At 64.5% G+C, this 9,483-nt stretch carries 11 protein-coding genes; all 11 read right to left on the reverse strand.

Translation table 11 applies throughout. The features are described 5' to 3' along the window. A partial coding sequence (locus ACXJL8_RS24150; RefSeq protein ID WP_456685711.1) for an efflux RND transporter permease subunit occupies positions 1 to 2,028 on the reverse strand: 2,028 nt, incomplete at its 3' end. Further along, the gene (locus tag ACXJL8_RS24155) at positions 2,025 to 3,269 is read right to left on the reverse strand and encodes an efflux RND transporter periplasmic adaptor subunit (RefSeq protein WP_456622804.1); all 1,245 of its coding nucleotides are present in this window, start codon (positions 3,267 to 3,269) and stop codon (positions 2,025 to 2,027) included. The genes ACXJL8_RS24150 and ACXJL8_RS24155, both read right to left, overlap by 4 nt. A gap of 46 nt (positions 3,270 to 3,315) precedes the next feature. After that, entirely contained in the window at positions 3,316 to 3,570 is a 255-nt protein-coding gene (locus ACXJL8_RS24160; RefSeq protein ID WP_456622803.1) for a hypothetical protein, read from the reverse strand. 49 nt (positions 3,571 to 3,619) lie between these two features. Continuing rightward, positions 3,620 to 4,054, reverse strand: a complete 435-nt coding sequence (locus ACXJL8_RS24165) for a twin-arginine translocation signal domain-containing protein (protein ID WP_456685712.1) — start codon at positions 4,052 to 4,054, stop codon at positions 3,620 to 3,622. Between the two features lie 11 nt (positions 4,055 to 4,065). Then, positions 4,066 to 4,623 (reverse strand): HdeD family acid-resistance protein, encoded by a 558-nt coding sequence (locus ACXJL8_RS24170; RefSeq protein ID WP_456622802.1) that lies wholly within the window; start codon positions 4,621 to 4,623, stop codon positions 4,066 to 4,068. Between the two features lie 133 nt (positions 4,624 to 4,756). Beyond that, positions 4,757 to 5,242, reverse strand: a complete 486-nt coding sequence (locus tag ACXJL8_RS24175; RefSeq protein WP_456622801.1) for a DUF992 domain-containing protein — start codon at positions 5,240 to 5,242, stop codon at positions 4,757 to 4,759. Further along, positions 5,243 to 5,842 carry a hypothetical protein gene (locus ACXJL8_RS24180; RefSeq protein WP_456622800.1) on the reverse strand — a complete coding sequence of 200 codons (600 nt, stop codon included), beginning with the start codon at positions 5,840 to 5,842 and terminating at the stop codon, positions 5,243 to 5,245. Then, positions 5,839 to 6,978 (reverse strand): AI-2E family transporter, encoded by a 1,140-nt coding sequence (locus ACXJL8_RS24185; protein WP_456622799.1) that lies wholly within the window; start codon positions 6,976 to 6,978, stop codon positions 5,839 to 5,841. The genes ACXJL8_RS24180 and ACXJL8_RS24185 overlap by 4 nt, the downstream gene beginning before the upstream one ends. Positions 6,979 to 7,026: 48 nt before the next feature. Then, the gene (locus ACXJL8_RS24190; protein WP_456622798.1) at positions 7,027 to 7,263 is read right to left on the reverse strand and encodes a hypothetical protein; all 237 of its coding nucleotides are present in this window, start codon (positions 7,261 to 7,263) and stop codon (positions 7,027 to 7,029) included. 34 nt (positions 7,264 to 7,297) lie between these two features. Beyond that, complete coding sequence (locus ACXJL8_RS24195; RefSeq protein WP_456685713.1) at positions 7,298 to 8,737, reverse strand: basic amino acid/polyamine antiporter; 1,440 nt, start codon at positions 8,735 to 8,737, stop codon at positions 7,298 to 7,300. A 194-nt stretch (positions 8,738 to 8,931) separates the two neighbouring features. Then, complete coding sequence (locus tag ACXJL8_RS24200; protein WP_456622796.1) at positions 8,932 to 9,162, reverse strand: DUF6894 family protein; 231 nt, start codon at positions 9,160 to 9,162, stop codon at positions 8,932 to 8,934. Positions 9,163 to 9,483 lie beyond the last annotated feature (321 nt).

A 9,483-nucleotide genomic window follows, 5' to 3' on the forward strand; every position in this document is an offset into this window, starting at 1 on the left:
TCCGCCGCCGGTCGAGAGCCCGATGATCGGCGGCAGGTTGAATGGCAGCACGTTGGCCTGCCGGATCTGCGCACCGGCCGCGAACGTGCGTCCGATCAAGGCCTGGGCCGAATCCGCGGCCGCCTTGCGGTCGGCAAACGGTTTCAGGCGCGTGACCACCAACGCGCTGTTCGGCTCGGAGGCTCCGTCGAGCAAGGAAAACCCGATTACCGCGAGTACGTGATCGACGGCCGGCATCTGCTTCAGGATATCTTCGACCTGCCTTGTGACTTCGCTGGTCCGCGCCACCGACGCGCCGTCGGGCAGCTGCACGGAGGTGAAGAAGGCGCCCTGGTCTTCCTCCGGCAGGAACCCCGTCGGTGTCACCAGCGACATGCCGAAGATGCCGGCGGCGAGCACCGCGACGAGCGGAATCGAGAGTGCGGCGACGCGCACCAGCCGGCGGACGCCGTCGCTGTAGCGGCCGCGCAACCAGTCGATGCCGCCGAGAACGCGGCCCATGACCCCGCGCCGGGGGCCGGTGTGACGCAGGAACAACGCGCACAATGCAGGCGACAAGGTCAGGGCGTTCAGCGCCGAGATCATCATGGCGGCGCTGATCGTCACCGCAAACTGACGAAACAGCGTGCCGGAGACGCCGGGAATGAATGCGATCGGCACGAACACGGAGAGCAGGACCAGCGTGATCGCGATGATGGGAGCCGTGATCTGCGTCATGGCCTTCTTGCAGGCCTCGGCAGGGGAGATGGCCGGTTCCTCCTCCATCACGCGCTCGACGTTCTCCACCACGACGATGGCGTCGTCCACGACGATGCCGATGGCGAGCACCATCGCCAGCAGCGACACCGTGTTCGCCGAATAGCCGAATACGAGCAGGACGGCGAAGGTGCCGACCAGGCTCACCGGAACGGCAATGGCCGGGATCACCGTGGCACGGAGGTTGCCGAGAAAGAGGTAGACCACGATCACCACCAGCGCGAAGGCCTCGCCGAGCGTCCGCAAGACTTCCGTAATCGTATCGCGCACGAAGCTCGTGGAATCGTATTGCACGAGGTAGCTCAGGCCCGCGGGAAATCGCGCGGACAGCCGCTGCATCGACGCAGCTACCGCTCGCGCGGTGGTCACCGCATTGGCGCCTGGTGCGAGGTAGATCGCGATCGGCACGGCGGCGCGCCCGTCGATCCGCGCTTCGCTGTCGAGATTCTGTGCTCCCATTTCGACGCGGGCGACGTCTCTGACGAGCAGCGACGAACCGTCCGGATTTGAGCGCAACACGATGTTGGCGAATTGATCGGTGGTTGCCAACCTGCCCAGTGTCTGGACATTGAACTGGAATTGCTGCTGATCGCTGATCGGCCGCGCGCCAATGCGGCCGACAGGTGCCTGGACGCTTTGCGTGCGGATCGCAGCGATGACATCGGCCGGCGTGAGATTGAGGCTGGTGAGCCGCTGGGTGTCGAACCAGATCCGCATCGAGTAGTTCATCTTGGCGAACAGATTTGCCTGGCCGACTCCCGGCGTGCTCGCAATCGCGTCGAGCACGTTGATGATGGCGTAGTTGGTGATGAAGAGCGGGTCTTGCTGGCCGTCGGCACTGTAGAGCACCAGGAATTGCAGGATCGAGGAGGATCTCTTCTGGACCGTCACGCCCTGCTGCTGCACCTCGGTGGGGAGTTGCGACAGCGCGCTCTGCACGCGGTTGTTGACGTTGACGGTGTTGATGTCCGGATTGGTGCCGAGCGCGAACGAAACCGTCAGCGTGTAGCTGCCGTCATTTGCGCTGGTCGATTTCATGTAGAGCGCGCGGTCGACGCCGATCACCTGCGCTTCCAGCGGCTGGGCGACGCTGGTCTCCACGACCTCCGCAGAGGCGCCCGGGAAGGTGCCGGCGACGGTGACCTGCGGCGGCACGATATCGGGAAATTGCGCCACCGGAATCTGCAGGAGCGCCAGCGCGCCGGCGATGGTGATGATGAAGGCGATCACCATCGATAGCCGTGGCCGATCGATGAAAACGCCGGATATCATGGCTTGGTGTCCACCGGAGCTGCGTTGCCGGAGCTGCCGCGAACCGCTTGCGGGGTCGCATCGCCCGCGCCGGCCTTCATGCTCGACAGGATCAACGGACTTGCCGGCCCCGGTGCAACGCTCTGGCCGACACGAACCCGTTGCAGCCCCTCGGCGATAACCTTGTCGCCGGCCGAAAGGCCGCTGATGACCGCGGCAATGGTTGGGGTTGACTGCCCGAGCTGGATGCGCCGCTGCTCGGCCTTGTTGTCGGGACCGATTGTGAGAACGTAATCGCCCTGCTGGTCGGACAGCACCGCCGAGCGCGGGATCGCGACCACCTCGACCGGTTGGACGCCTTCGAGCACGACCGTCACGAATTCGCCGTCGGTCAATTCGTGAACGGTGACGCCCGCAGCGGACGGGGCATGCAGGATCGGATTGGCGATCTCGCCCCGAACGGTGATCGTGTCGGTGTTCTGCGCGATGGTGTTGTCGACGAAATTCAGCTTGCCGGACTGGCCGTACATGCGGCCGTCGGGCAACCGCAGCCGGATCACCACGGCTTCGAGGCCGCCTTGCGGCCCGTATCGTTCGCGCAGCTCCAGCCCCTGGCGCAGCGGCACCGGGAAGGTGACATGCATCGGGTCCTGGCTGACGATGGTGGTCAGCACGCCGGAGCTTGGACCGACGACGTTGCCTTCGGTCACGGCCGTCCGTCCAATCTTGCCGTCGATCGGTGCGGCAATCACCGTATAGTCGAGATTGATCTGGGACGCCTGGACCTGCGCCTGCGCGGCCTGCACCTGAGCGTCGAGGCTGCGCTCGTTCGCGAGGGCCGCGTCATAGGTCGACTGTTGTCCGGCCGGCCCGCCGAGCAGCGTGCGGGCGCGCTCGGTCGTCAGCTTGGCATTTTCAAGCGTTGCCTGGAGCTGCGCCACCTGCGCCCGCTTCGATGCGAGATCGGCCTCGAAAGGGCCGCGCTCGAGCCGATAGAGCTCATCACCCGTCTTGATCTCGGCACCCTCGTAGAACAGGCGCTGTTCCAGAAACGCGGTGACGCGCGCGACGACATTGACGCGATTGATCGCCTCGATCCGGCCAAGGAATTCGCTGGTCTCGGTGATCGGCCGCCTGGTCGCCTCGACGATGCCGACGGCGGGCGGCCCGGCCGGGCCAGGTTGTGTTCGGGCCACTCCGCCGGCGAAGATCGTGAGGAGGGTTGCCGCCAGCAGCCTGATCGAGACGCCAGCAAGGTTCATGATCCGCTCCTTGCTCCGGACTCAGAGCCGGGTTCCCGGCGCCTCGCTACTCCCGCCGCATCTGATTGTGGCGCGGGGGCTCGTCGTAACCCTTGCGACGGCTATAGAACATCAGCGCGATCAGGCCACAGCCGATCACCAGCATCAGGATTGCGGCGCTTCCCAGGATAACGTTGCGGTAAAGCGGCATCGATGAAGTTGCCTGCCATACCGCCACGCAGAACCAGACCGCCACAACGAGAAGAGCTATCAGGACGGCCCCGAGGAGCCATTGATTGGTGTAGCGCACGATCGCCTCCATCGCGTGCTTCGCGGCTTGCACAGCGGACTGCGCAAGGCTGCCTGCAGCATCAGCGCCACCGCCACCCGCAATGACGACGACCGCGATGCCACCAGCAAACCCAGCGGCGACTGCGCGGCCGCCGGCGGCCCCAGCCTGGATGCGGCGACGGTCCCCACTGCGCTTGCGCGAGTAGCGGCGGTCGGCCCCAGCCCGGGCCGGGCCCCCAGGCGGGAGCGGGCGATCCCCACCACCCCGCTTGCCAGCGCGGACGGCCCCAGCCCGGAGCAGGTCCCCAACCCCAACCGGGAGCGGGTGGTGGTCCCCACCACTGAGCCTCTGTCAGGAGCTCCGACGGCTCACGGGCCTGGCCGAGATCGTGGGCAATCGGCATCGCTTCCGCAGCCTCGATCAAGCGAACCCCGATGGCGCCGATCGCCGCGGCGGCGACGGCATTCTGGGCAAAGCCAAGGAAAGCTCGACGAGAGGGCGTGTCCATCATCATCTTCTCCTTCGTTACGCAGTCCGCGGCACGGACTGAAGCGCGTAAAGCAGCCACGCGAGCCCGTGCGAGATCAGGTCGACGCCAAGCAGGAATCCAAGGGCCCAGACGCTGATCGTGGGGAAACCGAACAGGATCAGCACGCCCGCGAGCAGTCCGAAGACGCCGGAGATCAGCATCATCCAACCGTTCTGTTGCCAGTGCGCGAAGCTCAGCACGCAGCGAATGACGCCGGAAGCAAACAGCACCGCGCCGAGCAAATAGGTGAGGATCAGTGCGCCGGAGGCGGGCTGGGTCAGCAGCACGAGCCCGAAGGCGAGATAGAGCGCGCCGAGAAGGATCTGCCACAGCAAGCCGCCCCATCCCTTGGTCCAGAAGGCGTGAATGATCTCAAACGCGCCTGCCGCGATCGCGGTCAGCCCGATCAACTTGACGCTGATGATGGTCGCGAAGACGACGTCGCTCAGGGCGAAGACACCGGCGGCAATCAGGACGATGCCGAGGAGAGCGCAGACCCAGAATGGGGGAGGGCCGAGGGCTTCGATGCCGGACCGGCTGTGATAGATTGTCATGCATCCTCCCGATCCGCGTCATGACCGGCACGCTTGGAAACGTAGCTTCGAACCTGCAACGTCGATATCCGACGAAACCCTGAGCCGYAGTCCGGGATGTTCCTATCGTGCGAATGGAAATCGCACGCCGGCCCTATCGCCGGCCTCGCGGACCCAGCGTCAGATGGGTCACTCCCGCCGCCAGGTTGATCCCGATCGATCGCTCGATCGACAGCGGCTGCAGGACGATCGTGCGGCGAGAGCCGCCAATCAGGACGTTGGCGCCGAGGCCGGGGCCCAATGCGACGTTGCCGCTCGCTCCCACATAGCTGCCTCGCAAAGTGCCGGGACCGATCCGCGAATTCCTGGCGAAGACGGCCCAGGACAAGGTACCCGCCGAGGTCACGCCAAGGTCAAGACCGACACGCCTTATTCGTCCCTCGTAGACATATTGCCGAGGCGGTCTGTTCGCGTGGAACACGCAGCGCAGCGACTGCGCCGATCCAAGGACCAGGCCAACGCGCGGCGTGCTGAAGCACAATAACCTGCCGACCCTGAACGTTTCGGCGCGAGCTGAATTGGCGGCGGCGCAAAGCAAGACGAATGCGCCTAAGGATCCGAGCAACCGAATCATTCGCATTCAAACCTCCATTTGGCTCTTGGTGTCGGTGGGCACGGCGCCAGGCCCACGGTCCTGGTGAAGCCAGAACGTGATGGCGAGGCCAATCAGCAGGACGGCGCCCAGCAGGAAGAAGATCACGGATTGCTGCAGCCAGGATATCGCGGGCACCGCAAGGCCCATTGCAAGGCCGAGGAACGCGATCTGCAGCGACAGAAGACTGACGCCGGCGAGGAAGGTGCCGAGCGCAAGCAGCGTGAGGAGGACGAGGCTTGTTGCCGGCGTCGGGAGCAATTGCTGAACACCCGATACCAGCATGATGTTCATCGTGACCAGGACGGCCACCCAGTGCAGCGCCTGGGTCCAGATCAGCCGCCACCGGGCCTCTTTTCCCTCGATCTCCGGCCATTTGCTGATGACGCAAACCACGCCGATGGCGAGCGCCAGAAACTCCCAATAACCAACGAGAGGCTGATGCGACGCGTTGGTGTAGGCGACACCTGCGATCGCGAGCACCAGTGCAACGACATAGGGAAGCTGTTGCCACAGAAAATGGGCTATCCCCGAATGCGGTGGGGAAGACGCGGCATCGTCGTCTTGCCGGGAGTCGATCTCGCTCATGGGGCGCTCATTTGTGACTGTGCTTTGCTGGACGTCTGCTTGGGGTCGTCGCCGAGGTAGTCCTCGACGTAGAATCTGATGATCGCGACCCGGCCGATGGCGACCAGCGGCATTGCGAGCGCGATGCCGATGACGCCGAACAGCGCGCCAAGGAGGACGATCGCGACCAATGTCCAGGCCGGCGGCGTGCTGACTGCCTGACGCTGGATCAGCGGCCCGATCACGTAGCCCTCGATCGATTGAATGACGGTGTAGATGACGATCGCCCAGATCAGCACAGAGCCGCCGAGTGGCGTTGCCACGAGCGCGATCGGGATGGCGGCAAGGATCGGCCCAAGATAGGGAATGAAATTCGACAGGCCCGCCTGGAGCCCAAGCACGAAAGGACCGGGCAGCCCGATGAGATAAAGCGCGCCCCACACGCACAGCGTCATCAGGATGATGCGGATGAGCTGTCCGACCAGCCAAAGTCGCAGGACGTTGCCCATCTCGTCCATCACTGATCGTGTCCGGGTGCGATATGACGGCTTCACCAGCACCACCAGGCTTTCGCGATAGCTGGCGGGATCGAGGGCAAAGAGGATTCCGAGGAACACGATCACGAGCGCGCCGGTCAGGGCCGTCGATGCCCCGCCAAGAACAAGCCGGGCATGGCTCAGGAACCTGCCCTGGTCGGAGAACAGCCATTGCGCGAAGTCGCGGCCCCATTCGGGACCGAGCAAATCCACGCCGTATGTCAGAAGATGCTCCTGAAGAACATCGAGCTGGCTGTCCATGACCTTCAGCAGCACGCGCGTCTGCTCCGGCAGCTTGCCGGTGCCCCAGGCGAGGCCAAGTGCCGTCAAGGCGGAGAACAACAGGAGCACCAGTGACAACCGCCAGGCACGGTTGAGCGGAAGAACGGGCGCCAGGGTCCTCGCGGCAGCATCCAGAAAGGCCGCAAACAGCAATCCCGCGAAGACGATCAGGAGGCTGGAGGCCGTCTGCCACACCAGAAAGAGAGCGACRCATGCGGCGAGCAGGGCAAGGCCCGTCGCGAGTATGCTGCTTCGCCCGTCAGGTCCGGTGAGTTCGGCAGCTTCGTCGCGTAGCACAAGCTCGCGGAGCCCCTCCCGTCCTGTTCTTGCATCGCTCATCGATCAGCCAACTCGAAGGGGCCCATATGATCCGCCGCTGCGCGCGGCCTAGGTGCGAACGCGGCGGCTGCCATAGTGCGGATGCATGCCGCCGCGATGACGCCAGTAGCGGTGTTTCGTCGGGTTCGTATTCATATTGGGCGCCGCGCCGCTGGGCGGAGGTGTCGCGGCCTCCTTTGGCGCGAGCGTGCCCTGGTTGCTCGTCTGAGCCAGAGACAGGGTTGCGGGAGCGGCCGCAATTGATCCACCAAGGATCAAGGCGCTGCAGATGGTCCGGATCTTCATGCTCGCCTCCAGGTGAGCGCACGACGACAAGACTTCAGATCGAGATCGCTCCGACCGCCAGCGCATAGACACCGGCGCACGCGGCGATCGTGAGAGCTGCAAACAGGATGGCTTCGAGCGGCCTGAAGACCGCTTCCTTGCGTTCAYGTTTGGCTTGGAAGAACAGCAATGTCCCGGGCGCATACAGGATCGCCGAGAGCAGCAGAAACTTCGGGCCGCCCGCGTAGATCATGCCGGCAGCGTACAGCGTCGCGACGGCGGATCGGATCCAGTCGACGATGCGGGCCCGTTCGCCGGCATGATAGGTCTCGCCGCGATGAGCCAGCCTCAAGCCGAAGGCCGCAACGAAAAGGTACGGGATCAGCGTCATCGAGCTGGTCATCTTCAGGGCCAGCGTGAAGGCGTATTCGGCAAACCAGCTGACCAGAAGAAGGGCCTGGATGACGCAGTTGGTGAGCCAGAGCGCCCCGGCGGGAACGTGGTGGCTGTTCTCGCTCGCGAGATAAGAGGGCATGGTGCGGTTGACTGCCGCGGAGTGCAGCACCTCGGCTGCAAGCAGCGACCAGGACAGGTAATTGCCGAGGATCGAGATCAGCAGCGCCCCGCTGATGAAGATGGTCCCCCAGCGGCCGACCATTGCCTCCATGACGCCTGCCATGGACGGTTGCGACAGGTCACCGAGTTCCTGTCGCGGCATCACGCCATAGGACAGCAGCGTCACAAGGACGAGGAGCGACAGAACGGCGACGAAGCCGACGACAGTCGCGATTCCGATGTCGGACCGATCCCTGGCGTAGCGGGAGTAGACGCTGGCCCCCTCGATGCCGACGAAGACGAACACGGTGAGCAGCAATGTGCTGCGGACCTGTGCGGACACCGTCGCTACGCTCGGTTGCTCGGTTCCCCAGAAGTTTTGCCGGAACAGCTGAGGATCGAGAGCGACGACGGCCACGGCAATGAAGAACAGAATCGGGATGATCTTGGTGTAGGTTGCAATCGTGTTGAGGGCGGCCGCGCCTTTGATGCCCCGCAGGACCAGGAAGTGCACGCCCCACAGCAACAGGGATGCCGATGCGATCGCGGCCGGCGTCGTTCCGTCGCCGAAGACGGGAAGAAACTGCCCGATCGTGGCCTTGATCAGAATGAGACAGGCGACGTCTGCAAGGCAGCAGCCGATCCAATAGCCGGCCGCCGAAGCAAAGCCAAGATAGTCGCCAAATCCGGCCTTGGCATAGGCATAGATGCCGGCATCCAGATCCGGCCTGCGGCGGGACAGCGTCTGAAAAACGAAAGCGAGCATGAGCATGCCGGTGCCGGCGATGACCCATGCGATGATCGCGCCCAGGGCCCCCGTCGCCCGTCCAAACGATGCCGGTAACGCGAAGATGCCGGAGCCAACCATCGATCCGACCACGAGCGCGATCAGCGCGCTGCGCGAAAACGTCCGATCGGCCTCGTTCGACGAAGGAGCCATGACAGAAAATGGCCTTCCTATCGGAGATGTGCTGGGCGCGACAGGCAGCCTTGGTCGCGGAATGCCAGCCACCCTTGGACCCAGCCACCCTTGGACCATGACCTTAGAGACGGCGTTCCCGTCCGCACATCAGGGATTCTCTGTAGAGGGCGGGGCAGGAAATCGGCATGCCGAATTCCCCGCGGGGGCCGTCGTCAGGTCTCTGCGAGGGAGGTCGGGGTGCCTTGCTCGCAGCTCGATGGCGATCCGGGAACGGCGGCCTGCGCGACAAGAACGAAGCTCGAGCGGAACAATTCACCGGCCTTCGCGAGCTCGGCGGCGATGCGTCGGGCGTGGAGGGCGGCCGCGTCCTGGTCGGCGTGCTCGCATCCGGTCCGGTCGGGAGAGAGGCCGTATTTGTCGACGATGTGGAAGAAGTAGCGCATGCGGCCGGATTAGGCCGGAGCGTTGGCGGCCTCCAGTGACAAACGCGTAAGGCCCCTCCGCAAAAGGGATGAGGAACGGGTGTGGTCTCGGCTTACGGGTTTGTAAGGCGGGTGTTGATCGTCGGACGCGGCAGGGAATAGGGTAATTGTTGTTCCGGTCTCGGGTGATCAGCCGATGTTTCGGGCGAAGCGCGAGGTCTAGGCTGGCCGCTCCTGCTGATGCGAGAGGAGTTGTCCGATGTCGAATTATGATGAGAACCTGGCGACCTCCGGGACCGGCGGCAGTGCGCTTGCGGTCGACGCCGGACTTCGCGCCTACAT

The organism is Bradyrhizobium sp. P5_C11_2 (assembly GCF_054049755.1).

Bases quoted from the DNA above. Each gene is read 5' to 3' on its own strand.
- ACXJL8_RS24155 (WP_456622804.1), bottom strand. From the start codon at position 3,269: ATGAACCTTGCTGGCGTCTCGATCAGGCTGCTGGCGGCAACCCTCCTC.
- ACXJL8_RS24160 (WP_456622803.1), bottom strand. From the start codon at position 3,570: ATGGAGGCGATCGTGCGCTACACCAATCAATGGCTCCTCGGGGCCGTC.
- ACXJL8_RS24165 (WP_456685712.1), bottom strand. From the start codon at position 4,054: ATGATGATGGACACGCCCTCTCGTCGAGCTTTCCTTGGCTTTGCCCAG.
- ACXJL8_RS24170 (WP_456622802.1), bottom strand. From the start codon at position 4,623: ATGACAATCTATCACAGCCGGTCCGGCATCGAAGCCCTCGGCCCTCCC.
- ACXJL8_RS24175 (WP_456622801.1), bottom strand. From the start codon at position 5,242: ATGCGAATGATTCGGTTGCTCGGATCCTTAGGCGCATTCGTCTTGCTT.
- ACXJL8_RS24180 (WP_456622800.1), bottom strand. From the start codon at position 5,842: ATGAGCGAGATCGACTCCCGGCAAGACGACGATGCCGCGTCTTCCCCA.
- ACXJL8_RS24190 (WP_456622798.1), bottom strand. From the start codon at position 7,263: ATGAAGATCCGGACCATCTGCAGCGCCTTGATCCTTGGTGGATCAATT.
- ACXJL8_RS24200 (WP_456622796.1), bottom strand. From the start codon at position 9,162: ATGCGCTACTTCTTCCACATCGTCGACAAATACGGCCTCTCTCCCGAC.